General features: G+C 72.1%; 17 protein-coding genes. 12 read left to right on the top strand and 5 right to left on the bottom strand.

Annotated elements, in window-relative coordinates; translation table 11 throughout:
- Positions 1–227: 227 nt before the first annotated feature.
- The 3 genes from ACZ53K_RS11960 (at position 228) to ACZ53K_RS11950 (ending at position 5,243) form a co-directional block, all read left to right on the top strand.
- Positions 228–2,495, top strand: coding sequence for a M4 family metallopeptidase (locus tag ACZ53K_RS11960; RefSeq protein ID WP_468834355.1), 2,268 nt, complete (start codon positions 228–230; stop codon positions 2,493–2,495).
- Between the two features lie 271 nt (positions 2,496–2,766).
- A complete protein-coding gene (locus ACZ53K_RS11955; RefSeq protein WP_468834353.1) occupies positions 2,767–4,410 on the top strand; it encodes a M4 family metallopeptidase in 1,644 nt (547 codons plus the stop codon).
- 158 nt (positions 4,411–4,568) lie between these two features.
- Positions 4,569–5,243 carry a response regulator gene (locus tag ACZ53K_RS11950; protein ID WP_468834350.1) on the top strand — a complete coding sequence of 225 codons (675 nt, stop codon included), beginning with the start codon at positions 4,569–4,571 and terminating at the stop codon, positions 5,241–5,243.
- A gap of 19 nt (positions 5,244–5,262) precedes the next feature.
- On the opposite strand, the gene ACZ53K_RS11945 is transcribed toward ACZ53K_RS11950, so the two are convergent.
- Positions 5,263–6,495: a hypothetical protein gene (locus tag ACZ53K_RS11945; RefSeq protein WP_468834349.1), complete on the bottom strand. Its 1,233-nt coding sequence runs from the start codon at positions 6,493–6,495 to the stop codon at positions 5,263–5,265.
- 133 nt (positions 6,496–6,628) lie between these two features.
- Here ACZ53K_RS11945 and ACZ53K_RS11940 point away from each other — a divergent pair, with 133 nt between their 5' ends.
- Positions 6,629–6,790, top strand: coding sequence for a hypothetical protein (locus ACZ53K_RS11940; RefSeq protein ID WP_468834348.1), 162 nt, complete (start codon positions 6,629–6,631; stop codon positions 6,788–6,790).
- Positions 6,791–6,856: 66 nt separating this feature from the next.
- On the top strand, positions 6,857–8,470 hold the full coding sequence (locus ACZ53K_RS11935; protein WP_468834345.1) for a sensor histidine kinase: 1,614 nt from the start codon (positions 6,857–6,859) through the stop codon (positions 8,468–8,470).
- Between the two features lie 71 nt (positions 8,471–8,541).
- Here the strand turns inward: ACZ53K_RS11935 and ACZ53K_RS11930 are convergent, their stop codons facing one another.
- Positions 8,542–9,474 (bottom strand): NADP-dependent oxidoreductase, encoded by a 933-nt coding sequence (locus ACZ53K_RS11930; protein WP_468834549.1) that lies wholly within the window; start codon positions 9,472–9,474, stop codon positions 8,542–8,544.
- Positions 9,475–9,559: 85 nt separating this feature from the next.
- Here ACZ53K_RS11930 and ACZ53K_RS11925 point away from each other — a divergent pair, with 85 nt between their 5' ends.
- Together ACZ53K_RS11925 and ACZ53K_RS11920 are read left to right on the top strand one after the other, a co-directional pair.
- Positions 9,560–10,540, top strand: coding sequence for a GlxA family transcriptional regulator (locus ACZ53K_RS11925; RefSeq protein WP_468834343.1), 981 nt, complete (start codon positions 9,560–9,562; stop codon positions 10,538–10,540).
- 96 nt (positions 10,541–10,636) lie between these two features.
- The gene (locus ACZ53K_RS11920) at positions 10,637–10,924 is read left to right on the top strand and encodes an antibiotic biosynthesis monooxygenase family protein (protein ID WP_468834340.1); all 288 of its coding nucleotides are present in this window, start codon (positions 10,637–10,639) and stop codon (positions 10,922–10,924) included.
- A 63-nt stretch (positions 10,925–10,987) separates the two neighbouring features.
- Here ACZ53K_RS11920 and glgP read toward each other — a convergent pair whose 3' ends face one another.
- Complete coding sequence (gene glgP / locus ACZ53K_RS11915; protein WP_468834338.1) at positions 10,988–13,705, bottom strand: alpha-glucan family phosphorylase; 2,718 nt, start codon at positions 13,703–13,705, stop codon at positions 10,988–10,990.
- A gap of 977 nt (positions 13,706–14,682) precedes the next feature.
- Here glgP and ACZ53K_RS11910 point away from each other — a divergent pair.
- From ACZ53K_RS11910 to glgB, 4 genes are all read left to right on the top strand, one after another.
- A complete protein-coding gene (locus ACZ53K_RS11910; protein WP_468834336.1) occupies positions 14,683–16,686 on the top strand; it encodes an alpha-1,4-glucan--maltose-1-phosphate maltosyltransferase in 2,004 nt (667 codons plus the stop codon).
- Positions 16,683–18,383, top strand: a complete 1,701-nt coding sequence (gene treS, locus ACZ53K_RS11905) for a maltose alpha-D-glucosyltransferase (RefSeq protein ID WP_468834334.1) — start codon at positions 16,683–16,685, stop codon at positions 18,381–18,383. The genes ACZ53K_RS11910 and treS overlap by 4 nt, the downstream gene beginning before the upstream one ends.
- 282 nt (positions 18,384–18,665) lie before the next feature.
- On the top strand, positions 18,666–20,240 hold the full coding sequence (locus ACZ53K_RS11900; protein ID WP_468834331.1) for a maltokinase N-terminal cap-like domain-containing protein: 1,575 nt from the start codon (positions 18,666–18,668) through the stop codon (positions 20,238–20,240).
- Positions 20,241–20,382: 142 nt separating this feature from the next.
- Positions 20,383–22,962, top strand: coding sequence for a 1,4-alpha-glucan branching enzyme (gene glgB / locus ACZ53K_RS11895; RefSeq protein ID WP_468834329.1), 2,580 nt, complete (start codon positions 20,383–20,385; stop codon positions 22,960–22,962).
- Positions 22,963–23,013: 51 nt separating this feature from the next.
- Here the strand turns inward: glgB and ACZ53K_RS11890 are convergent, their stop codons facing one another.
- On the bottom strand, positions 23,014–24,078 hold the full coding sequence (locus ACZ53K_RS11890) for an aldo/keto reductase (protein ID WP_468834328.1): 1,065 nt from the start codon (positions 24,076–24,078) through the stop codon (positions 23,014–23,016).
- Between the two features lie 98 nt (positions 24,079–24,176).
- A complete protein-coding gene (locus tag ACZ53K_RS11885; RefSeq protein WP_468834325.1) occupies positions 24,177–24,629 on the bottom strand; it encodes a DUF4259 domain-containing protein in 453 nt (150 codons plus the stop codon).
- Positions 24,630–24,917: 288 nt separating this feature from the next.
- Between ACZ53K_RS11885 and ACZ53K_RS11880 the strand changes: the two genes are divergently transcribed.
- Positions 24,918–25,496: a hypothetical protein gene (locus ACZ53K_RS11880; RefSeq protein WP_468834323.1), complete on the top strand. Its 579-nt coding sequence runs from the start codon at positions 24,918–24,920 to the stop codon at positions 25,494–25,496.
- The last annotated feature ends 16 nt before the right edge of the window (positions 25,497–25,512 follow it).

Raw genomic sequence — 25,512 nt, 5'->3', positions numbered from 1 at the left:
GCACTCTTCCCCGCATCCGTTACGCGGAGCCCCACAGTGCACCACTCCGCGCCCACGGCCCGCTCGACGCACGTCGCTCGTCGCTCGAAAGCCCGGACCACCCGCACCTGGTGCCTCCCCCCACACGTTCCACGTGTTCTGCCTCGCTCTGCCCGGACGGTCACTCCGCCGCCCGGTCCCCCTCGGCCGCCCACCCTCCGGTCGCGGCCACCGCAGAAGGAGTCAGTGTGAGACGCACCCCCCATAGGCGCGCCGTCGCGACCGGCGCCGTGGTCGCCATGGCCGCGATGCTGACCGTGACCGTGCAGGCAGGCGCCGGCACCGCCGCCGCCCCCCGGCCCGGCCAGATCACCGCGCAGCCCGACCCGGGCGCGCTGCCCGTCAAGCTGACGCCCGCCCAGCGGGCGGAGCTGCTGCGGGAGGCCAAGGCCGGCACCGCGGAAACGGCCAGGCAGCTCAAGCTCGGCCCCAAGGAGAAGCTGGTCGTCAAGGACGTCGTCAAGGACGTCAACGGCAGTCTGCACACCCGTTATGAGCGCACCTACGCGGGGCTGCCGGTGCTCGGCGGCGGCCTGGTCGTCCACGAGGCGGCCAACGGAACGCTGCGCGGCGTCTCGAAGGACGTACGGTCGCAGCTCGACGTGCCGACCACCACCGCGAAGCTGGCGCCGGCCGCCGCGGAGAAGAAGGCCCTGGCGGCGTCGCAGGCGCAGGGCACGAAGAAGCCGGACGCCCGGGACCCGCGCAAGGTGATCTGGGTCGCCGACGGCAAGCCGGTGCTGGCGTACGAGACGGTCGTCGGCGGCGTCCAGGAGGACGGCACCACGCCCAGCGAGCTGCACGTGATCACGAACGCCATGACCGGCGAGAAGCTCCAGGAGTACCAGGGCGTCCACGAAGGCACCGGCAACAGCATGTACAGCGGCCAGGTCACCCTGGGCACCGCTCCCTCGTACACGCTGACCGACACCGCCCGCGGCAGCCACAAGACGTACAACCTCAACCGCGGCACCTCCGGCACCGGCACGCTGTTCACCGACCCGGACGACGTGTGGGGCGACGGCACCCCGCAGAACGCCCAGACCGCCGGCGTGGACGCGCACTACGGCGCGGCGCTGACCTGGGACTACTACAAGAACGTGCACGGCCGCAGCGGCATCAGGGGCGACGGTGTCGGCGCGTACAGCCGGGTGCACTACGGCAACAACTACGTCAACGCGTTCTGGCAGGACAGCTGCTTCTGCATGACGTACGGCGACGGCACCGGCAACACCAAGCCGCTGACCTCCATCGACGTGGCGGCCCACGAGATGACCCACGGCGTCACCTCGGCCACCGCCAACCTCACCTACAGCGGCGAGCCGGGCGGCCTGAACGAGGGCACCTCGGACATCTTCGCCGCGGCCGTCGAGTTCAGCGCCAACAACCCCAGCGACGTCGGTGACTACCTGGTCGGCGAGAAGATCGACATCAACGGCAACGGCACGCCGCTGCGCTACATGGACAAGCCCAGCAAGGACGGCCGTTCCAAGGACTACTGGTACTCCGGCATCGGCGGCGTCGACGTCCACTACTCGTCCGGTGTCGCCAACCACTTCTTCTACCTGCTGTCCGAGGGCAGCGGCGCCAAGGACATCAACGGCGTCCACTACGACAGCCCGACTTACGACAACCTGCCGGTGCCCGGCATCGGCCGGGCCAACGCCGAGAAGATCTGGTTCTCGGCGCTGACCAAGTACATGAACGCGAACACCAACTACGCCGCCGCCCGCACCGCGACGCTGTCCGCCGCGGCCGAGCTGTTCGGCCAGGGCAGCGCCACGTACAACACGGTCGCCAACACCTGGGCGGCGGTCAACGTCGGCCAGCGCGTCCCGGACTCCGGCGTCAGCGTGACCAACCCGGGCAACCAGACCAGCACCGCCGGGCAGCCCGCCAGCCTGCAGATCAAGGCCACCAGCAGCAACGCGGGCGCGCTGAAGTACGCGGCCACCGGGCTGCCGGCCGGGCTCGCCATCAACCAGGACTCGGGCCTGATCTCGGGCACCCCGACCACCGCGGGCACCAGCAACGTGACGGTCACCGTCACCGACTCCGCCAACAAGACCGGGACCACCAGCTTCACCTGGACCGTCAACCCGGTCAGCGGCGGTGACGTCTTCGAGAACACCGACGACGTGCAGATCCCGGACGCGGGCAGCGCGGTCAGCTCGCCGGTCAAGGTCACCCGGGCGGGCAACGCGCCGAACGCCCTGAAGGTGGGCGTGGACATCGTGCACACCTACCGCGGTGACCTGGTCATCGACCTGGTGGCCCCGGACGGCACCGCCTACCGGCTGAAGAACTCCAACGCGGCCGACTCGGCGGAGAACGTGAAGACCACGTACACCGTCAACGCCTCCGCCGAGAAGGCCGAGGGCACCTGGAACCTGCGGGTCCAGGACGTCTACCAGCAGGACACCGGTTACATCAACAGCTGGAAGCTGACCTTCTGAGGTGACGGTCGGCCGCGCGCGGGCCAACCGCCGCGGCCGGCCGGTCAGTTACGGCACCCCGTTCGACCGGGCGTCGCTCCCACCTGGGGCGACGCCCGTTTCTTTGGGTGCAACACCGGCATACGAACAGTGATGTTCGCTCTACGGACGATTTCACGCCAACTTCCGGGCCCCCTCCTGACATGCACGCGTTCGAATGGCAGTCTCCCCCGCAAGCACCACCCGCATCGCTTTGCACCCCCACTCTTGGCAAAGTTGAAGGAGCACACGCGTGTCCCCCCACATTTCCCGTAAGGCACGTATCACCGGCACCACGCTGGCAGCGGCCGGCGCCCTGGTTGCCGCCGCCGTCACCGCCGGCACCGCGGGCGCCTCCCCCACAGGCCCCGACACCGCCGCCCGGACCACCGCGGCCTCGCCCGTCCAGATGACCGCCTCGCACCGCGCCGAACTGCTGCGCGACGCGAGCGCCACCAAGGCGCAGGCCGCCAAGGAACTGGGCCTGGGCGCCCAGGAGAAGCTCGTCGTCAAGGACGTCGTCAAGGACGCCGACGGCACCACCCACACCCGCTACGACCGCACCTTCGCCGGACTGCCCGTCCTCGGCGGCGACCTGATCGTGCACCGGGCCAAGGGCGGTGCGGTCAAGAGCACCACCAAGGCCAACGGCGCGAAGATAGCCGTCGCCTCGACCACCCCGAAGATCGCCCCGAAGGCCGCCGCGCAGGCCGCCCAGGGCACCGCGAAGTCCTTCGGCGCCAAGCAGGCCGCCGCCGTGACGCCGAAGAAGGTCGTCTGGGCCGCCTCCGGCAAGCCGGTCCTCGCGTACGACACGGTGGTCGGCGGCTTCCAGAAGGACGGCACGCCCAACCAGCTGCACGTCATCACCGACGCCGACACCGGCAAGAAGATCTTCCAGTACCAGGGGATCGAGAACGGCGCCGGCACCTCCGCGTACAGCGGCTCCGTCGAGATCGGCACGAAGAAGGGCGGCAGCGGCTTCGAGCTGACCGACGACGGGCGCGGCGGCCACTCGACGTTCAACCTGAGCGGCAGCGAGAGCGGCGAGGGCAAGCTCTTCACCAACAAGGACGACAAGTGGGGTAACGGCAAGGCCGACGACCCGGAGACCGCCGCCGTCGACGCCGCGTACGGTGCCCAGCTGACCTGGGACTACTACAAGAACGTGCACGGCCGCGCGGGCATCAAGGGCGACGGCAAGGGCGCGACCTCCCGCGTCCACTACGGCCAGAACTACTCGAACGCGTTCTGGGACGACAGCTGCTTCTGCATGACGTACGGCGACGGCGAGGGCAACAAGAAGCCGCTCACCTCGATCGACGTCGCCGCGCACGAGATGAGCCACGGCGTCACCTCGGCCACCGCCAACCTCACCTACAGCGGCGAGTCCGGCGGCCTGAACGAGGCCACCTCGGACATCTTCGGCACCGCCGTGGAGTTCTCCGCCAAGAACAAGGAGGACGCCGGCGACTACCTCATCGGCGAGAAGCTCGACATCGCCGGTGACGGCAAGCCGCTGCGCTACATGGACAAGCCCTCCAAGGACGGCCAGTCGCTGGACAGCTGGAGCGCGGACGCCGGCAACGTCGACGTGCACTACTCCTCCGGCATCGCCAACCACTTCTTCTACCTGCTGTCCGAGGGCAGCGGCGCCAAGGAGATCGGCGGCGTCAAGTACGACAGCCCGACCGCGGACGGCAAGAAGGTCGAGGGCATCGGCCGGGAGAAGGCCGAGAAGATCTGGTTCAAGGCCCTGACCACGTACATGACCTCGAACACCGACTACAAGGGCGCCCGCGAGGCGACCGTCAAGGCCGCCACCGACCTGTACGGCGCGGACGGCGCCGAGGTCAAGGGCGTCGAGGCGGCGTGGACGGGCGTCGCGGTGAAGTAAGCGGCGGTGCGGCCGGCCCACGGCGGCCGGCCGCACCTTCCGGGGCAGCATGACCCCACGACCGGGCGGTGTCCGGAGGCTCCCAACCTCCCTTCGGACACCGCCCATCCATGTGCCCGGCGGCGGCTGCCACCGGGCACATGGCTAGGGTGTTCCGTATGAGCGATGCGGGGGCGGCTGTTCGGGTGCTGCTGGCGGACGACGAGGCGATGATCCGGGCGGGCGTGCGCGCCATCCTCACGGCCTCGCCCGGCGTCGAGGTGGTCGCGGAGGCGGCCGACGGGCGCGAAGCGGTGGAACTGGCGCTGCGGCACCGGCCCGATGTGTGCCTGCTGGACATCCGGATGCCGCGGCTGGACGGCCTCGGTGCCGCGGCCGAACTGCGCCGGGCCCTGCCGGAGACGGCCGTGGTGATGCTGACGACCTTCTCCGAGGACGAGTACGTGGCCGGGGCCCTGGGCTCCGGCGCCAGCGGATTCCTGCTGAAGACCGGCGACCCGCGCGAGCTGATCACCGGGGTACGGGCGGCCGCCGAGGGCGGCGCGTACCTCTCGCCGTCCGTGGCACGGCGCGTCATCAGCCAGTTCGGCGGCGGGGCGCTGGGCAAGGCGGCCGCGGCGCGGTCCCGTGTCGAGGAGCTGACCGGGCGCGAACGCGAGGTGCTCGCGCTGGTGGGCGCCGGGCTGTCGAACGCGGAGATCGCCGGGCGGCTGTTCGTCGTCGAGGGCACGGTCAAGGCGTACGTCAGCGCGATCCTGGCCCGGCTGGGCTTGAAGAACCGGGTACAGGCGGCGATCCTCGCGTACGAGGCGGGGCTGGTCCGGGACGCGTGAGCCGGGCGGCGGAAGACCGTCAGCCCCAGAATCGCCACCAGGGCCGCGGGCGCCCGGGCGCCAACGCGCCCACCCGCACGCCGCGTTCACGGTAGAAGTCCCGTACGGCTGCCTCGGGCCGGTCCCGGCACGCGGTGGCGAGAAAACCCAGGGCCTCCTGGTCGTCACGTTCGTCACACGCCTTGCCGAACCGTGCCAGTTCACCGACGGGGGCTTTGCCGCCGATGGAGTCGATCAGGTGGTCGCCGGTGACGACCTCGGTGTTGAGGATGAACGCGGTACGCCGGAACGTCCCGGTCCGGCACAGGTGATAGAGCTGGACTCCGCCGCAGATCCGGGCCGCGGCGGCGAGGAGCCGCTCGGCGTCGAGTCTCCGGCTGTGCTCGCGGAACTCCTGCCAGAGAGCGGGAATGCCGTCGGGCGACTCGTTGCAGAAGGTGGCCACCGCGATGTCCGCGGTCGCGTCACGGTCCTCGTCACGGAGTTGTTCCACGAGGGCGAACAGGTCCGTGACGGAAAGGGGAGCCGTCGAGGGGGCCGTGGGCGGCAGCGCCGTTTCTTCGTAGCGGGCGATCTCCCGGGCCGTCTCGGCGGCCATCTCGTCCAGGTGCCGCACCTCGGACCGCCGCAGCCGCACCACCGCCTCGCCCTGCGCGATCTCGTCCTCCAGGTCGGCCACCCGGCGCCGGGCCGCGTCGCGTTCCCGGGTGAGTTCGCCGATCTCCCGCGCGTGGTCGCCGGCCTGCTCGGCCAGGCGCTGGAGCGCCTCCTCCGCCTTGCGCCGCAAGGCGCGCTCGTGTGTCACCTCCTCGCGCAGGGTGCCGAGCTTGGCCTCGGCCTCCGCGCGCAGCGCCTCCTGCTGTTCGCGGGCCGCTGCCACGTCGAATGCGTGTGCCCGCAGCGGCTTCTTGTCCCGCTCGGCGTCCACGACGGCGTACAGCATCTTCTGGGTCGTCCGGACGGCCTCCTGAGCGCGGGCGGTGTCCGGTGCCGCTTCGCACACCTGGTGGAGGGCCGCGATCTGGGCGCGGCTGGGAAGCTCGCGCCCGTTGAGGAACTTCGACAGCCGCGACACGCTGAGCATGACGCCCTGCTCCGCGAGCCCTTGCGTCAGCTGCGCCAGTGTCAGGCCGGACGCCAAGGTGCGCAGCCGCGCAACCAGCACCTTCCGCGGCCCCTCCGGCACGTTGTCCAGCAGGGCAAGCCTGTCCGGCCCCCGCCCCGTACGCCCTGCTCCGAGCTCTGGACTCATCGCCACCCCTGAAGTTGCCGTCCCCGCAACTTGCGTCCGTCTCACGCAAGGCTTCCGCGCGCGCTGGCGCAACATCGCGCGCCGCTGCTGAGCTTGGACTGTATCCAACACCCCGAGCCGATCGAAGGCCGTCATGACACCACGCCAGCAGCAGAAGAAGCCGCCAACCCCCTTTCTGGAGCTGCGTATCGGGGGCGTGCACGTAGTGGTCCAGCACCTGCCTTACCGGCTGCTCGCCGTCCTGAGCAGCGTGGCCGGTGCGGCCGGTGGTGCGTTCTGGGTCAGCGGGAGGTGACAGGCGGGCGATGGTCCTTACTTTCGTCAGGGGCGCGTCCGGTCTCCGGTCGGCGAAGCTGACGTCATGCTCACTCGTCTCCTGCGTCCCGCGCCGCCCGCCGCCGAGCGTCCCCGGTGGGTCGCCCTGCTGCTGGACGCCGGTCTCTGGCTGGCGCTGTCCGTACCGCTCACCGCCGCCTTCGACGGGGTGCCGCAGGTACGTACGTGGACGGCGGTGCTCGGCATCCCGCTGCTGGCCGCGGCGGTGGCGGTGCGGCGCAGGTGGCCGCTCGCGGCGCTCGCGGTGCCCGTCGCGCTGGGGTTCGTGACGACCCGGGACCTGTTCACGTTCGAGTACACCGCCGCGCTGGCCGCCCTGGCGTTCCTGGCCGGGGTACGGGTCGAACGGACCCGCGCCTCCCTGTGGTTCTTCGCGGGAGTCGCGGCCGTCGGCCTGCTGCTGAGCGTCTTGGTCACCCGCAACATGTGGCCGTGGTTCACCGCCGTGCTCACCCTGCTCTTCAACGTCGTACTGCCGTGGCTGCTGGGCCGCTACCGCCGCCAGTACGCCGCGCTGGTCCGTACGGGCTGGCAGCTCGCCGAGCGGATGGAACACGAGCAGCAGGCCGTCGCCGACCGTACGCGGCTGCGTGAACGGGCCCGGATCGCCGGGGACATGCATGATTCGCTCGGCCACGAACTGGCGCTGCTCACGCTGCGCGCCGGGGCGCTGGAGGTCGATCCGCGGCTGGCGCCGGACCAGCGGGCGGCGGTGGGCGAACTGCGGGCGGCGGCCGGGGCGGCCGCCGAACACTTGCGGGACATCATCGGGGTGCTGCGCGCCGACGACCGGGTGACGCCGTCCCGGCTGCCCGCCGACGACAGCGTGGAGGCCCTCGTCGAACGCGCCCGGTCCTCCGGCCTGGACGTCTCGCTGCGGCACGACGGGGACGCGGCGGCGCAGGACATGCCGGTCATGGGCGGCCGTGCGGTGTACCGCGTGGTGCAGGAGGGGCTGACCAACGCCACGAAGCACGCGCCGGGCGCACCGGTCGAGGTGCGGCTCGCCGGCGGCGACCGGCGGCTGGACGTCACGGTGGCCAACGCCCCGCCCCCGCCCGGCGGGTCCGGGACCGGCACGGCGTCCGTACCGGTCCCGGTCTCGGGCGGCAACGGGCTGGTGGGGCTGGACGAACGGGTGCGTCTGGCGGGCGGCGAGCTGCGGGCCGGGCCGACACCCGAGGGCGGTTTCGAGGTGGCGGCCCGGCTGCCGACGACCGGCGGGGCGCCGGTGCGCGGCCCCGGCGACGGTGCGCGATGGAGCCTGTCGCAGCGGGAGCTGGCGTCCGCCCGGCACCAGGTGCGGCGGCGGCTGGTGCAGACGGTGACCGTGCCGGTGGCGCTGTTCACCGGGCTGCTGCTGCTCATGGGTGTCTTCGCGCTGATCAGCCCGTCCTGGTCGGTCCTGGACCGCGGGACGTACGACCGGATACGGACCGGCGACGGCCAGGAGGCGGTGGAGTCACGGCTGCCGTTCTTCTCCATGGACGTACCGCCGGACGGCACCCCCGTCCCGCCGCCCGGCCACACCTGCCGGTACTACTACGTCCGCGCGTACGCGGAGGACATGGCCTACCAGCTGTGCTTCGCGGACGGCCGGCTGGCCTCGAAGGGGCTGGTGCACCGGCGGGACCGCTAGGGCGCTTCTGACGGATCTCCGCGGCATCGCGACGCCCACGGAGATCCATCAGAAACGCCCTAGCCGCCGTGTCACTTCACCTCAAGGACGATCTTCCCCTGGGTCCGGCCGGTCTCGCCCATCTCGTGCGCCTGCGCGGCCTGCTCCAGCGGGAAGGTCGCGGCGATGTGGGCGCGCAGCGCGCCGGTCTCGGCGAGGGCGGCGACCTCGCGCATGCCCGCGTGGTCGGCCTCGACGATCAGCAGCGCGAGGCGGACCCCGCGCTCCGCGGCCTTCGCCCGGTCCTCCGGGGTGCTGTGGGCGAGGATCGAGACGACGGTGCCGCCCTCGCGCACCACGTCCAGGGAGCGGGTGAGGGTGTCGCCGCCGATGGTGTCCAGGACGACGTCGACCGTTCCGGCGGCCTCGGCGAAGTCGGTCTCCCGGTAGTCGATCACCTCGTCGGCGCCGAGGGAGCGCAGGAAGCCGTGCTTGCCGGCGCTGGCCGTGCCGATCACGTGGGCGCCCTTGGCCTTGGCGATCTGTACGGCGAGGTGGCCGACGCCGCCCGCCGCCGCGTGGATCAGGACGCGCTGTCCGGGCCGTACGTCCGCGGTGTCCACCAGGGCCTGGTAGGCGGTGAGCGCGGCCAGCGGCAGGGCGCCCGCCTGGACGTGGTCGAGGGCGGCGGGCTTGGGCACGAACGCCCGCGCGGGGCCGGTGACGTACTCGGCGTGGGTGCCGACGCCGTACGGGTACGGGACCATGCCGAAGACCTCGTCGCCCGGCTGGAACAGGGTGACGCCGATGCCGACCGCCGTGACGACGCCGGAGACGTCCCAGCCCAGGACGCGGGGCAGCGTCCTGACGAAGAGACCGTCCGCGCGGTGCTTCCAGTCGGTGGGGTTGACGCCGGCGGCGCGGACCGCGATCTGGATCCGGCCGACGCCCGGCTCGGGCCGCGGGAGTTCGGTTTCCTTCAGGACGTCGGGGCCGCCGGTGACGTCCTGGCTGATGGCACGCATGGTGAGTTCGCTCATGCCGTCCAGCATCACCGGCCTCCGGGGCCACAACAATGGCACGATGGCCATCATTCGATAGGATCGTGCCATGCGTACACATCGAGTGGTGGTCCTGGCCCTGGACGGCGTCTACCCCTTCGAGCTGGGCATCCCGGGCCGGGTGTTCGGCGCCGCCGAGGGCCGCTACGAGGTGCTGACCTGTTCCGCCGACGGGCGCCCGGTGCGCTGCGGCGCCGACTTCTCGATCATGGTGGAGCACGGCCCCGAGGTGCTGCGCACGGCCGGCACGGTGGTGATCCCGTCCATCGCCCCGGACCGCATCGACGACGCGCTGTCCGACACGGTGCGGGCCGCGCTGGCGACCGTCCGGCCCGGTACGCGCATCGTGTCCATCTGCACCGGCGCGTACGTCCTGGCCGCCGCCGGACTGCTCGACGGCCGCCCGGCCACCACCCACTGGCAGCTCGGCGACCACTTCCGCCGCCTGTACCCGAAGGTCGGGCTCACCCCCGACGTGCTCTTCGTCGACGACGGCGACATCCTGACCTCGTCCGGCGCCGCGTCCGGCATCGACGTCTGCCTGCACATCGTGCGCACGGACCACGGCGGCGCGGTCGCCAACCACGCGGCCCGCAAGTGCGTCATGCCGCCGTTCCGGGACGGCGGCCAGGCCCAGTACGTCGAGCAGCCGGTGCCCGCGCCGACCGCGACCGGCACCGCGGCCACCCAGCAGTGGGCCCTGGAGCACCTGGACGAACCGCTGACCCTGACCCGGCTGGCCCAGCACGCCGGAATGAGCCTGCGCACCTTCAACCGCCGCTTCCGCGACGAGACCGGTCTGAGCCCCGGGCGGTGGCTCATCCAGCAGCGGCTGCTGCGCGCCCGCCAGCTGCTGGAGACCAGCGATCTGCCGGTGGATCTGGTCGCCGGCCGGGTCGGCTTCGCCGGCGGCGCGTCCCTGCGCCAGCATCTGCATGCCGCCATCGGCGTCTCACCGCAGGCTTACCGGCGTACGTTCCGGGCGCCCCGCCCGGCGTCGGAGGACCAGCCGGTGGTTTCCGCAGGCTGATTCTGCCCGTCGGGTGCCGCGGGCGGCTGTACGGGGCCCTACCGCCGGTCTAGCTTCGGCTCGTACGCAACCGTACGCCCGAGGGGGGACCCCGTCATGTCATTCGGTTTCGTCGCCTTCCACTACCCGGCTCCCGAGCACGTCGAGGAGTTCGTCGGCCAGTGCCACCAGGTCGCCGAAGCGGCACGGTCGCAGCCGGGCTTCCTGTCCGTCGGGGTCTGGGTCACCCCGGACGGCGAGGCCGTCGTCACCACCGGCGCCTTCGAGTCCGAGGAGACCTTCCGCGCGGCGTCCGAGGTCGCCCGTGAGATGGGCGCAACGCCCGAGGGGCTGAGCGACCTGGAGGTCAGGCCGCGCCAGGTGCACTTCCTGCTGTCCCGGTGAACGGCCGGCCGGGGCCCGCACGCTGCCGTGCGGGCCCCGGCCGTCGCGGAAGGCCGCGGTCCGTCAGCGCATCAGGACCCCGGCCTCCTCGCCCGTCGCCTCCGACGGCACCGCCAGCAGCCCCATCTCGGCGGCGGACACCAGCAGCCGGTGGGCCGGCAGGACGCGGACCGTGTAGCCGAAGGAGCCGGTGCGGTCCAGGGCGAGCGGGCCCTCGTAGAGCCAGCGGCCCTCCAGGTCCGGGCCGCCGCTCGGCTTGAGCGGCACGGTCGTCGCGTCGGTGATCCGGTCCGACTCGTCCACCCGGCCCGAGACGACCTGGACCTCCACGTCGTCCGGCGCGAGGTCGCCGAGCGCGACGCGGACCCGGAGCGCCAGGGTGGCGCCCAGTTCGGCGCTGCCGTTGGGCGGGCCGCCCGGTACGCCTACGGGTTCCGCGTGGTCCACCACCGGGGCCCCGGTCTCCACGTGGTCCACCGCGACGCGCGGCCACGCGGCCCGCACCCGGGCCTTCCAGACCGCCAGTTCCGTCGCGGCCTGCGGGGTCAGCGCGCGCTGGGCGCGGGCGGCGGGCGCGTACAGCCGCTCCACGTACTCGCGCACCATCCGGCCCGCCAGCACCTTCGGCCCCAGGTTGACCAGGGTCTGGCGCACCATCTCGACCCAGCGCTGCGGGACGCCGCTCTCGTCCCGGTCGTAGAAGCGCGGCGCGACCCGCTGCTCCAGCAGCTCGTACAGCGCGTTGGCCTCCAGTTCGTCGCGCCGGTTCTCGTCGGTGGCGTGCCCGTCGGCGGTCGGGATGGACCAGCCGAAGTCCGGCTCGTACCACTCGTCCCACCAGCCGTCCAGGACGGAGAGATTCAGACAGCCGTTGAGCGCCGCCTTCATGCCGGAGGTGCCGCACGCCTCCAGCGGGCGCAGCGGGTTGTTGAGCCAGACGTCGCAGCCGGGGTAGAGCTTCTGCGCCATGGCCATGCCGTAGTCGGGCAGGAAGACCAGCCGCTGCCGTACGCGCGGGTCGTCGGCGAAGCGGACCAGTTCCTGTACGAGGCGCTTGCCGCCGTCGTCGGCCGGGTGGGCCTTGCCCGCCACCACGATCTGGACCGGCCGCTCGCGGTGCAGCAGCAGGTCCATCAGGCGGTCGCGGTCGCGCAGCATCAGGGTGAGCCGCTTGTAGGACGGGACCCGGCGGGCGAACCCGATGGTGAGGACGTCCGGGTCGAGCACGCCGTCGATCCAGCCCAGTTCCGCGGCCCCGGCGCCGCGCTGCCGCCAGGAGACGTGCAGCCGCCGCCGTACCTCCTCGACGAGCTGTTCGCGCAGCACCCGCCGCAGGTCCCAGACGTCCGCGTCCGGGATGTCGGCCACCGCCGACCAGCGCCGCGAGTCGCCGACGGACAGCGCGTCCTCGGTGCGTCCCGGCCCGATCTGGCGCGCGCCCAGCCGGAAGACCTCGGGCGCCACCCAGGTGGGCGCGTGCACCCCGTTGGTCACCGAGGTGATCGGTACGTCCTCCGGGTCGAAGCCCGGCCACAGCCCGGCGAACATCTCCCGGCTGACGCGGCCGTGCAGGGTGGAGACGCCGTTGGCGCGCTGCGCCAGCCGCAGTCCCATCACCGCCATGTTGAAGCAGTTGGGCTCGCCGCCGGGGTAGGTCTCCAGGCCGAGCGCGAGGATCCGTTCGACGTCGATGCCGGGCAGCTCCGCCGCTTCGCCGAAGTGCCGGGCGACCAGTTCGCGGTCGAAGCGGTCGATGCCGGCGGGGACGGGGGTGTGGGTGGTGAAGACCGTGCCGGCGCGCACGGTCTCCAGGGCGCCGTCGAAGTCCAGGCCGACCGGCCCGCCGGCCTCGCCGGGGCCGGCCTCGCGGCCGGCGTCCGCCAGCTCCCGGATGCGTTCCAGGCCGAGGAGGCCCGCGTGTCCCTCGTTCGTGTGGAACACCTCGGGCGCGGCGTGGCCGGTGAGCCGGCAGTACGTCCGTACGGCCCGCACCCCGCCGATCCCCAGCAGCATCTCCTGCAGCAGGCGGTGCTCGCTGCCCCCGCCGTACAGCCGGTCGGTCACGTCCCGCTCGCCCGGCCCGTTCTCCTCCACGTCGGAGTCCAGGAGCAGCAGCGGTACCCGCCCGACCCGCGCCACCCAGACGACCGACCGCAGCTGCCGCCCGCCGGGCAGCGCGAGGGCGACCTGGGCGGGTGTCCCGTCGGCCTCCCGCAGCAGGTCCAGCGGCAGCTCGTTGGGGTCCAGCACCGGGTAGTGCTCCTGCTGCCAGCCCTCGCGGGAGAGCGACTGGCGGAAGTACCCGTGCCGGTAGAGCAGACCGACCCCGATCAGCGGCACCCCCAGGTCGCTGGCGGCCTTGAGGTGGTCGCCGGCGAGGATGCCGAGGCCGCCCGAGTACTGGGGCAGCGCGGCGGTGATGCCGAACTCGGGCGAGAAGTAGGCGACGGCCTCGGGCAGCCGGCCGTCCCGGCCGCCCTCCTGGGCGCTCTGGTACCAGCGCTGTCCGGTCAGATAGTCCTGCAGGTCGTCGGCGGCCGCGCCGAGCCGGCGCAGGAACCTGCGGTCCCCGGCCAGCTCGGCGAGCCGTTCGGCGGAGACGGTGCTCAGCAGCCGTACGGGGTCCAGCCCCGCCCGGCGCCGGCCGGCGGGGGCTATGGCGTGGAACAGTTCACGGGTCTCGGGGTGCCAGGACCAGCGCAGATTGCGAGCCAGGTCGCTGAGCGGTCGCAGGGGTTCCGGGAGGACGGGGCGCACGGTGAACCGACGAATGGCCTTCACGCTACGACGGTAGCGGCGCAGGGCCGCCCGATTCGCCCGGTACCCCGTAATCCGGTCGCATGAGACCACCAACTGCCGGGACCCGTAAGGATCTTGGGGCGTCACCCGTTCGGCGGAGCCGACCCCCAGGAGGGCGCCTTCCGGCCACCCGTGGGCACGGTACGGCGCGCGACGACGGCCGGGTCCGGTCCGCCCCTCCCCCGCTTCCCGCCCGCCCCGCGCGGCCGATATGGCCGGTTCCCCACCGTCGCGCACTCTTGTACGGGCGCACGCCGGGCGGAAGGCTGCCGGGTGGTGTCGGTCCGGCGGCGCGAGGCGGCCGCGACCGGGGCCGGCGATACCTGCGACCGGCGGGCCGCGTTCTCCAACTGGCGTGCGAAAGTCGGCCTGTTCGCACCGGGTGTGGACATCACGTCCGCGTGGAACCCGGGGGAGACTGCGAAGCGGCCCCGCTCCGGCAAGCCCACGGCCGCTCCGTACGCAGCCGGCGCGGCCGCGCTCCACCTGTGGCCCACCGTCGGGCCGGACCGAAGGAGGTGCGGAACGCGCCGGCCGCCGTGGCGGCCGGGCATCGGACCAGAGCGGCGGGCCCCGGCTCGCCGACCGCGTCGTCGCAGGTCAGCTCCGGCTGGTGAGCCAAGGGCGGCGCGGCTCCGTACCACGTGCGGGCGGGCTGGAACCGTGCGCCCGGGGGCCTCCGCGCCTTCGGTGGGCGTGGCCGGGGCCCCGGTCATATTCCGTTCCGCGGTTACGTACCGGTAGTGCGCGGACGGCCGGATTGCCCGCCCGTGCGCCACGGGAAGGCTTGTGCGGTACCGCTCTTGCGCCCCGGAGCGCCGCACGGCTTCCCGCACCACCCCCATCCGCCAGCCGAGTGAAAGCGGACAGGAGTGCCCATGCCCGCAGCCCGTCCATCCGTGACAAAAACGATAGAAAGGACAGAATCCGGTAGCACGTCCCGAGTGTCAGGTGACCCCATGATCGGCCGCATTCCCGTGCTCGACCTCCACCCGCTGATCGACTGCGGCCGTCGCCCGGCGAAAGCGGTGGCCGGTGAGACCTTCGAGATCTCGGCGACCGTCTTCCGTGAGGGCCATGACGCGGTCGCCGCCAACGTCGTCCTGCGCGACCCGCTGGGCCGGCCGGGCCCCTGGACCCCGATGCGCGAACTGGCACCCGGCACGGACCGCTGGGGCGCCGAGGTCACCCCGGACGTGGAGGGCCGCTGGACGTACGCCGTCGAGGGCTGGTCGGACCCGGTCGGCACCTGGCGCCACCACGCCGGGATCAAGATCCCGGCCGGCATCGACACCGAACCGGTCCTCGCCGAGGGCGCCACGCTGCACGAACGCGCCGCCGAGGGGGTGCCCAAGAGAGACGGCCGGGAAGCGGTGCTGGCCGCGGTGGACGCCCTGCGCGACGCGCACCTGCCCGCCGCGACCCGGCTCGCCGCCGCGCTCGCCCCCGAGGTCACCGCCGCGCTCGCCCGGCATCCGCTGCGCGAGCTGGTCACCGCCTCGCGTACGGCGCCGCTGCTGGTCGAACGCCGCCGGGCGCTGTTCGGATCGTGGTACGAGCTGTTCCCGCGCTCGGAGGGCGCGGTCGTCCGCAAGGGCGCGGCACCGGTCAGCGGCACGTTCCGGACGGCCGCCGAGCGGCTGCCGGCGGTCGCGGCCATGGGTTTCGACGTCGTCTATCTGCCGCCCGTACACCCCATCGGCACCTCCTACCGCAAGGGCCCCAACAATGCGCTCTCCGCGGGCCCGGGCGACGTGGGGTCGCCGTGGGCGATCGGCTCCCCCGAGGGCGGGCACGACGCCCTGCATCCGGACCTCGGCACCTTCGAGGACTTCGAGCACTTCGTCCGCACGGCACGCGACCTGCGCATGGAGGTGGCGCTGGACTTCGCCCTCCAGTGCTCGCCGGACCACCCCTGGGTCACCGAGCACCCCGAGTGGTTCCACCACCGGGCGGACGGCTCCATCGCCTACGCCGAGAACCCGCCGAAGAAGTACCAGGACATCTACCCGCTGGCGTTCGACGCCGACCTGAACGGGCTGGTACGGGAGACGGAACGGCTGCTGCGCTTCTGGATGGAGCGCGGGGTGCGCATCTTCCGGGTCGACAATCCGCACACCAAGCCGGTGCTCTTCTGGGAGAAGGTCATCGCGGACGTCAACCGCACCGATCCGGACGTCATCTTCCTGGCCGAGGCGTTCACCCGGCCTGCCATGATGCGCACGCTGGCGCAGATCGGGTTCCAGCAGTCGTACACCTACTTCACCTGGCGCAACTCCAAGCACGAGCTGACCGAGTACCTCACCGAACTGTCGCGCGCATCGGCCTCGTACATGCGGCCGAATTTCTTCGTCAATACGCCGGACATCCTGCACGCCTATCTGCAGCACGGCGGGCGGCCCGCGTTCGAGGTGCGTGCCGTACTGGCCGCCACCCTCTCCCCGGCGTGGGGCGTCTACGCCGGATTCGAGCTGTGCGAGTCGACACCGGTACGAGATGGCAGCGAGGAGTACCTGGATTCCGAAAAGTACCAACTGAGGCCACGGGACTGGGAGACAGCGGCGCGCCGGGGACGTACGATCGCTCCTCTCATCACCACGCTGAACCGCTTGCGACGCCGCCACCCGGCACTCCAACAGCTGCGCAGTCTGCATTTCCACACCGTCGACAACGACGCCGTCCTCGCCTATTCCAAACGGGCCGGGAACGGCGCCGGGGCCGACACGGTGCTCACCGTCGTCAACCTCGACCCGCACCACACCCACGAGGCGACGGTGTCGTTGGACATGCCGGAACTCGGCCTCGATTGGCACGATTCCGTCCCGGTGCGCGACGAGCTCACCGGCGAGACCTACCACTGGGGCAGGGACAACTATGTGCGCCTCGACCCGGGCCGCGCCCCGGCGCCCGCGCACCTGTTCTCCCTGCGACCGTCCTCACCGATCGGAGGGTCACCCAATTGATCGTCAACGAGCCCGTCCCGGACAAGTTCGAGGACACGCCGGCCAAGGACCGCGATCCCGACTGGTTCAAACGGGCCGTCTTCTACGAGGTCCTGGTGCGTTCCTTCCAGGACAGCAACGGCGACGGCATCGGCGACCTCAAGGGCATCACGGCCAAACTGGACTATCTCCAGTGGCTGGGCGTGGACTGCCTGTGGCTGCCGCCGTTCTTCAAGTCCCCGCTGCGGGACGGCGGTTACGACGTGTCGGACTACACGGCCGTACTCCCCGAATTCGGCGATCTGGCCGACTTCGTGGAGTTCGTGGACGCCGCGCACCAGCGCGGGATGCGGGTGATCATCGACTTCGTCATGAACCACACCAGCGACCAGCACCCGTGGTTCCAGGAGTCCCGCACCGACCCGGACGGCCCGTACGGGGACTACTACGTCTGGGCTGACGACGACAAGCAGTACCAGGACGCGCGGATCATCTTCGTTGACACCGAGGCATCGAACTGGACCTTCGACCCGGTGCGCAAGCAGTACTTCTGGCACCGCTTCTTCTCCCACCAGCCGGACCTGAACTACGAGAACCCGGCCGTCCAGGAGGAGATGCTCTCCGCGCTGCGCTTCTGGCTCGACCTGGGGATCGACGGGTTCCGGCTGGACGCGGTTCCGTACCTGTACGCCGAGGAGGGCACCAACTGCGAGAACCTGCCCGCCTCGCACGGCTTCCTCAAGCACGTCCGGGCGGAGATCGACGCGCATTACCCCGACACGGTGCTGCTGGCCGAGGCGAACCAGTGGCCGGAGGACGTCGTCGACTATTTCGGTGACTACTCCAAGGGCGGGGACGAATGCCACATGGCGTTCCATTTCCCGGTCATGCCGCGCATCTTCATGGCGGTCCGCCGGGAATCACGCTACCCGGTCTCGGAAATCCTGGCCAAGACCCCGGAGATTCCGGCCAACTGCCAGTGGGGCATCTTCCTGCGCAACCACGACGAGCTGACGCTCGAAATGGTCACGGACGAAGAGCGCGACTATATGTACGCGGAATATGCCAAGGACCCGCGCATGCGGGCCAATATCGGCATCCGCCGCCGACTGGCCCCGCTGCTCGACAACGACCGCAACCAGATCGAGCTGTTCACCGCGCTGCTGATGTCGCTGCCGGGGTCGCCGATCCTGTATTACGGCGACGAGATCGGCATGGGCGACAACATCTGGCTCGGCGACCGAGACGCGGTCCGCACCCCGATGCAGTGGACCCCCGACCGGAACGCCGGTTTCTCTTCCTGCGACCCCGGCCGGCTCTCCCTGCCGACCATCATGGACCCGGTCTACGGCTATCAGGTCACCAACGTCGAGGCGTCGATGTCGTCGCCGTCGTCGCTGCTCCACTGGACCCGGCGCATGATCGAGATCCGTAAGCAGAACCCGGCCTTCGGCCTCGGCACCTACACCGAACTGCCCTCGTCCAACCCCGCCGTACTGGCCTTCCTGCGCGAATACCAGGACGACCTGGTGCTGTGCGTGCACAATTTCTCGCGTTTCGCGCAGCCCACCGAACTGGATCTGCGGACATTCAACGGACGGCATCCGGTCGAGCTGATCGGCGGCGTCCGTTTCCCGCCCATCGGCGAATGGCCGTATCTGCTGACCCTGGCCGGCCACGGCTTCTATTGGTTCCGGTTGCGGAGGGGGGCGGTCTAGGGACTGTACCGACGCACGTGCAGGGCGGCGGAAAACCGCCGCCCGTATCCGTCCGCGAGGCGGGTACGGGCGTTTTCCGACCACACCCACGGGCAGTCTTCCTACTACCGCACGGGCCGGGTGAGCCAGCGCCGAAACCCCGGCGTCAGGGGTAATCCCCACGTACGCCGCTGCCGTACGGACGATCCTCACCCGACACGTCCCGCACCGCCGCACAGTCAAGGCCGCATTCCGGGACACTTTGCCCTACCTGTCGTGTGCCCGGGGAAAGGACGCGACGCCATGTCGGAGACCGCCTCGACCCGTGCCATCCGCAGTTCGCATGACCGCCTCTCGACCACCGCGCCCGCGCTGTTGTCCTCACTCGTCCCCCTGCTGAGCGAATGGCTGCCGCGGCAGCGGTGGTTCGCCGGCAAAGGGCGGCCGATCACGGGATTCCAGCTGGTGACGGCGACCGAGTTGCTGCCGTGCGCGGCGGGTGGCGCCACACCGGGGCTGCTGCACCTGCTCGTACGGGCGCAGCAGTCGGCGGTCCCCCCCGGGGCTCCGCAGCCGGTACCACCACCGGAGGGCCTGGCCGATCAGGCCTCCACGCCGTCCGGGGGCCCCGCGGCCACGGCGGACTGCTACCAACTCCTGCTCGGCGTGCACAGCGCACTGCCGCCGCAGCTCGCCCCCGCCGTGATCGGCCGCCCCGCCGGCGGCCCCCTGCACGGCCGTACGGTCTACGACGCGCTGCTGGACAACCGGCTGTGCGCCCTCCTGCTGGAGCGGCTGCGCGTACCGGGGCGGCTCGGCGGGCTGCGGTTCTGCCGGGTGCCGGACAGCACCATCTCCTCGGGGATGCCCGCCCGTCCGGTCACCGCCGAGCAGACCAACTCATCAGTGGTCTACGGGGATTCGTACATCCTCAAGGTCTTCCGGCGGACCGCGCCCGGCCTCAACCCCGACCTGGAACTGCCGCTGGCGCTGGCCCGCGCCAAGTGCGGGCGGGTGCCGGCGCCCGCCGCCTGGTTCGAGACCGACCCGGAGGCGGACGAGGGCGAGCCGGTGACGCTGGGCGTGCTCCAGCCCTTCCTGAACGGCTCGGCCGACGGCTGGCAGCTGGCCCTCAACGCGCTCGCCGTGCAGGCCGACTTCACCAGCTCGGCGCGGGCGCTCGGACACGCCACCGCGGAGGTGCACACCGCGCTGGCCGAGACGCTGCCCACCACCGAGCTGCGCCGCCCCCAACTCGACGCGATCGCGACCCGGATGAACGAACGCCTGGTGGCCACCGCGCGGGTGGTGCCCGCGCTGCGGCCGTACTGCGCCCGGCTGCGCACCGCCTTCGACGAACTCGCCGCGCTCGGGCACGACGGCCGCGCCTGGTCCGCCCAGCGCATCCACGGCGACCTGCACCTGGGGCAGACCCTGCGGTCCGCCGACGAGGGCCGCTGGTCGCTGATCGACTTCGAGGGCGAGCCGTCCCGGCCGCTGGCCGAGCGGCGGCGCCCGCAGCCCGCGGTGCGGGATGTCGCGGCCATGCTGCGTTCGTTCGACTACGCGGCGCGCAGCGGCCCGTCCGGCGGCGATCCGTGGTCGCTGGAGTGGGCCCGGCGCACCCGGGCCGCGTACTGCCTCGGGTACGCGGAGGCCGGCGGGCTCGATCCACGCTCGGCGCCCGAGCTGATGCGGGCGTACGAGACCGACAAGGCCGTCTACGAAGTGCTGTACGAGGCCCGGCACCGGCCGAACTGGCTGCCCGTACCGATGGCCGCGGTGCGGCGGCTCGCCGGTGCGCAGGCCTCCCGGGGCGCCGCCGGCACGGACCCCTGTGCGGGCCCGGATCCGGACGGGGCCGATGGACGCGCATGAATCGGCGGGAGCGGGCCACCCGGGCCACGGAGCACCGACACCGGCGGGCGCGGCCCCGGCCCGTCCCGCGCGCCCGGCGCGCACCAGACCCCCGCATCCCAGACACCCTGATCTCTGACATCTGGCCGAGGAGGCTCCTCTCGTGACCGCCCGTTCGTCGTCCCGCCGCCCATCGCAAGAACCCGCGCCCGCCCGTGGCACGGCCGTCCGGGGCGAGTCCCCGGAGGCAACCGCCGGCCGGCCCGGTGTACCGGCGACCTTCCTGCCGGGGCGGGACGATCCTGCCGGGCCCGACGGGGCCGCTTCCGCCGACGGGACCGGCCGGTCCGGTGACCCTGGCGGGACCGCCGAGCGGCCGCCGCACCAGCGCGACCACGGCGAGCCCCTGCCGGAGCGGTCCCACGCCGCGCGCCGGGACAGCGCTCGGACCGCCGGCACAGAGACCGATGGCACGCAGACCGACGGCACCCGGCCCGACGGCACGCACCCCGGCCCCGCCCCGGAGCCCAGCGGCGGGAGCCGTGGCGTCCGGACCGCGCCGCCGCTCGGCACCGGGGACCGGGACCGGCTGCTGGCCGGTGCCCACCACGACCCGCACGGCCTGCTCGGCGCGCACCCGGTGCGCGGCGGCGTGCTCTTCCGCGTGCTGCGCCCGTACGCGCGGGCGGTCACCGTCGTCGCCAAGGGCCTGCGGGCCGATCTGCACGACGAGGGCGACGGCCTGTTCGGCGGCGTCATCCCGCTCTCCGCGATCCCGGAGTACGAGCTGCTGGTCTCGTACGAGGACAACGTCGTGACCGTGCACGACCCGTACCGCTTCCTGCCCGCCGTCGGCGAACTGGACCTGTACCTGTTCGGCGAGGGCCGCCACGAGGAACTGTGGCAGGCGATGGGCGCCTGGCCGATGGTGCACCAGGAGGTGACCGGCACCCGCTTCACCGTCTGGGCGCCGAACGCCCTGGGCGTGCGCGTCGTCGGCGACTTCAACTACTGGGACGGCACCGGCTTCCCGATGCGCTCGCTCGGCTCGTCCGGTGTGTGGGAGCTGTTCCTGCCGGGACTGGGCGAGGGCGAGCTGTACAAGTTCGAGATCACCCGGCCGGACGGCTCGAAGACGCTGCGCGCCGACCCGATGGCCCGCCGTACGGAGTGCCCGCCCGCCAACGCCTCCGTGGTGCACACCTCGCACCACCGGTGGCAGGACGCCGCATGGCTGGAGCGGCGCGCCGAGCGCCCGGTGCACGCGGCGCCGTTCTCCGTCTACGAGGTGCACCTGGCGTCCTGGCGTCCCGGTCTCACGTACCGGCAGCTGGCCCAGCAGCTGCCCGCCTACGTCGCGGACCTGGGCTTCACCCACGTCGAGCTGATGCCGGTCGCCGAGCACCCCTTCGGCGGGTCCTGGGGCTACCAGGTCACCGGCTTCTACGCCCCGACCGCCCGGATGGGCACCCCCGACGACTTCAAGTATCTGGTCGACGCGCTGCACCGGGCCGGCATCGGCGTGCTGATGGACTGGGTGCCGGCGCACTTCCCGCGCGACGACTGGGCGCTGGCCGAGTTCGACGGGCGGCCGCTGTACGAGCACGAGGACCCGGCGCGGGCCGCGCACCCGGACTGGGGCACCCTGGAGTTCGATTACGGCCGTGCCGAGGTGCGCAACTTCCTGGTCGCCAACGCGGTGTACTGGTGCGAGGAGTTCCACATCGACGGGCTGCGGGTGGATGCCGTCGCCTCGATGCTCTATCTCGATTACTCCCGGGAGAGCGGCGAGTGGACGCCCAATGCGCACGGCGGCCGGGAGAACCTGGACGCGGTGGCCTTCCTCCAGGAGATGAACGCGACGGTCTACCGGCGCTGCCCCGGTGTCGTCACCGTCGCCGAGGAGTCCACCGCCTGGGACGGCGTCACCCGCGCCACCCACCATGCGGGGCCCGGCGGCTTCGGCGGGCTGGGCTTCGGGCTGAAGTGGAACATGGGCTGGATGCACGACTCGCTGGGCTATGTGGGCAAGGAGCCGGTGCACCGCAAGTACCACCACAACGAGATGACGTTCTCGATGGTGTACGCGTACTCGGAGAACTACGTGCTGCCGATCTCGCACGACGAGGTGGTGCACGGCAAGCGGTCGCTGGTCTCCAAGATGCCCGGTGACTGGTGGCAGCAGCGGGCCACGCAGCGGGCGTACCTCGGGTACATGTGGGCGCACCCGGGCAAGCAGCTGCTGTTCATGGGGCAGGAGTTCGCCCAGGGGGCGGAGTGGGCGGAGGGGCACGGGCCCGACTGGTGGCTGCTGGACCCGTCGTACTCGGCCGAGCCCGACCACCGGGGCGTACGGGACCTGGTCCGCGACCTGAACCGCCGCTACACGGACACCCCCGCGCTGTGGGAGCAGGACACCGTGCCGGAGGGCTTCTCCTGGATCGTCGGCGACGCGAGCGAGGACAACGTCTTCGCCTTCCTGCGCTACGGCACGGACGGCACCCCGCTGCTGGCGGTCGCCAACTTCTCGCCGGTGGTGCGGCACGCGTATCCGCTCGGGGTGCCGGCGGACGTGCCGGCCTGGCGGGAGGTGCTGAACACGGACGAGGCGCGGTACGGCGGGAGCGGGGTGGGCAGCGCCGAGCCGCTGGTGCCCGACGCGTCCGTACCGTGGCACGGGCGGCCGGCGTCGATCACGCCGGTGCTGCCGCCGCTGGCGACGGTCTGGCTGCGGCCGGTGTGACGGAGCGCGGCTTTCCGGGGCCGGGGCCGTCATGCCCCGGCCCCGGCCCGTTCAGCCGCCCATGGCCTGCTTCCAGCCGTCCAGGAAGGGCGCCTCGGCCGGGTCCGGGCGGTCGGACGCGTTCATGACGCGGTGCCAGTACGGGTAGTAGGCGGGCAGCTGGGAGAGTCCGGTGAGCCGTGCCGTCTCGGCCTCGGTGAGGGTGAGACCGGTGGCCGCGAGGTTGTCGCGCAGCTGCTCCTCGTTGCGGGCGCCGATCACCAGGCCGGTGACGCCGGGGCGGCCCAGCAGCCAGGAGAGCACGACTCTCGGTACGGACGTGCCGTGCGCCTCGGCGACCTCGGCGAGGGCGTCGATGATGTCGTAGGCCCGCTCCTTGTCGACCACGTGCGGTTCGGGCCAGTCGGTGCCCTGCCGGGTCGTGGACGGCACCTGCCGTCCACGCCGGACCTTGCCGCTGAGCAGCCCCTCCCCCAGCGGGCTCCACACCAGCGTGCCCAGACCCTGGTCCAGGGCGGCCGGGAGGATTTCGTACTCCGCCTCGCGGGCCTCGGGGGTGTAGTAGACCTGCTGGGCCACCGGCGCGGTCAGGCGGTGCAGCCGCGCGGTGTAGAGCGTCTTCATGATCTGCCAACCGCTGAAGTTCGAGACGCCGACGTAGCGGACCTTGCCGTCGGCGACGAGCCGGTCCAGCGCGGTCAGGGTCTCCTCGATGGGCGTCTGGCCGTCCCACTGGTGCAGATAGAGCAGGTCCAGGTGGTCGGTCTGGAGCCGGCGCAGGCTGCGTTCGACCTCGCGCAGCACGCTGTACGCCGACGATCCGCCCTCGTTGGGCCCGTCGCCGACCTGCATGCGGACCTTCGAGGCGAGCAGTACGTCGTCCCGCCGGCCGCGCAGCGCCTCGCCGGTGATCTCCTCGGCCTGGCCGAAGGAGTACATGTTCGCGGTGTCGATCATGTTCACCCCGGCGTCCAGGGCGATGTCGAACAGCCGGCGGGCCTCGTCCGTGCCGAGCCCGCCGATCTGGGCGAACTGCTCGCGCGCGCCCACGTTGAGGGTGCCGAGCACGAGCCGGGACACCTTCAGGCCCGACTGCCCGAGCGTGCGGTACTCCACGGGTCCTCCTCGGTCGCCGGTGCGGGTGACGCTCCGCGGTCAACCGTAGGCGCGGGACCGGTGGGACGCACGGCAGGCGCCGGGCATGGCGTGGCCGCTCACGGGCGCGGGACCGGTCCGGGTCCCCGGCCGGCTCCCCGGTCCGCGTCCCCGGTCAGCTCCGCGCGCAGGCGGGCCAGGTGCGCCAGCCACTCCTGGCCGCCGTCCGTCCCGTCCCACAGCTCGGCCAGTTCGGACTCCGGCGCGAGCACCCGGTCCAGGGCGTGCAGCGCGAGCACGGCGAGCTGGGGCGGCGGTTCGGGGACCGTCAGGTCCGGGGCGTACGCGGAAACGGCCGGGCACGCGCTCCCGGAGCGGGCGGCGGCCGTCAGGGCCGCGGCGGCCACGGCCATCTGGCCTTCCGGGGCTTCGAGATAGTCCCGTTCGGCGGCGGCGGTGGACAGCACGCCCCGTAGGGCGCCGAGACGCCGCTCCTCCGGCATGGCGGCAAGGTCGTCCAGCAGATCCTTCGCCCCGTCGTTGTCGAACGGCCCCATGCCCGACGTCCCCATCAGCGTCCACCCCTCACTCGTCACCGCCCCGCACGCCCGCACCACCACCGGGCCGATTGCATCGTGGCATCTGCCACTGACAATCGGCCCGGCGGCCCGTGCACCCGGCCGGCGGTGACCGCCGGCACCGCATGGCCGGAACCGGCACGGACGCCATTTGGACAACCTTGCGAACCTGGCCCGCGCTGCGTGTCCCGGCGCGAGGATGGGCAGTCGTCCACCGCGTGCGGCGCCCCGCCCCTGCCGGGACGCGGTCCGCACTCGCGGTCATCCAGCAAGGGAGGCCCGATGGCGAACGAGCTCAGGTACGGCGCGCAGATCCACCTCCAGAACGGCTACAACGGCTGGCAGGGCGGTTACCTGGACACCAACAGCCACAGCAGCGCGTCGGGAGCGAAGTACCAGGTCGCGACGGCCGCCACGCCCACCCGGGGCAAGGGCACCGGCACCTGGGAGGTCCTCTCCGCCGCCGGCAAGACCGCCGGTCAGCCCGTCGTCAGCGGCGATGTGATCTACCTGCGCAACCTCTACGGCGGCGACGGCGGTTATCTGGACACCAACGGTCACGCCAGGGACGAGCAGAAGAACGCCGGCGCCAAGTACGACGTGTCCACGTCCCAGGCCAGGGACCGCGCCCAGGGCACCGGGCGCTGGCGGATCTTCGCGCGGACCTCCGACCCCGCCGACCAGAACGTCCGGACCGGCGACGTGGTGCACCTGTGGAACCTGTACGGGGACAACGGAGGCTTCCTGGAGACCAACCACACGAGCACGCTCACGGACGCCCGGTACGACCTGTGCACCAACGCCTATTTCAACCGCAGCTCGGACGTGGCCGACTGGAAGATCCACCAGGCCCAGTCCTGAGCTCGCCACGAACCCC

This window comes from Streptomyces sp. NPDC033221, assembly GCF_055577005.1.
The sequence above is the reverse complement of the archived record's forward strand: the minus strand, read 5'-3'. Positions and strand labels throughout refer to the sequence as shown.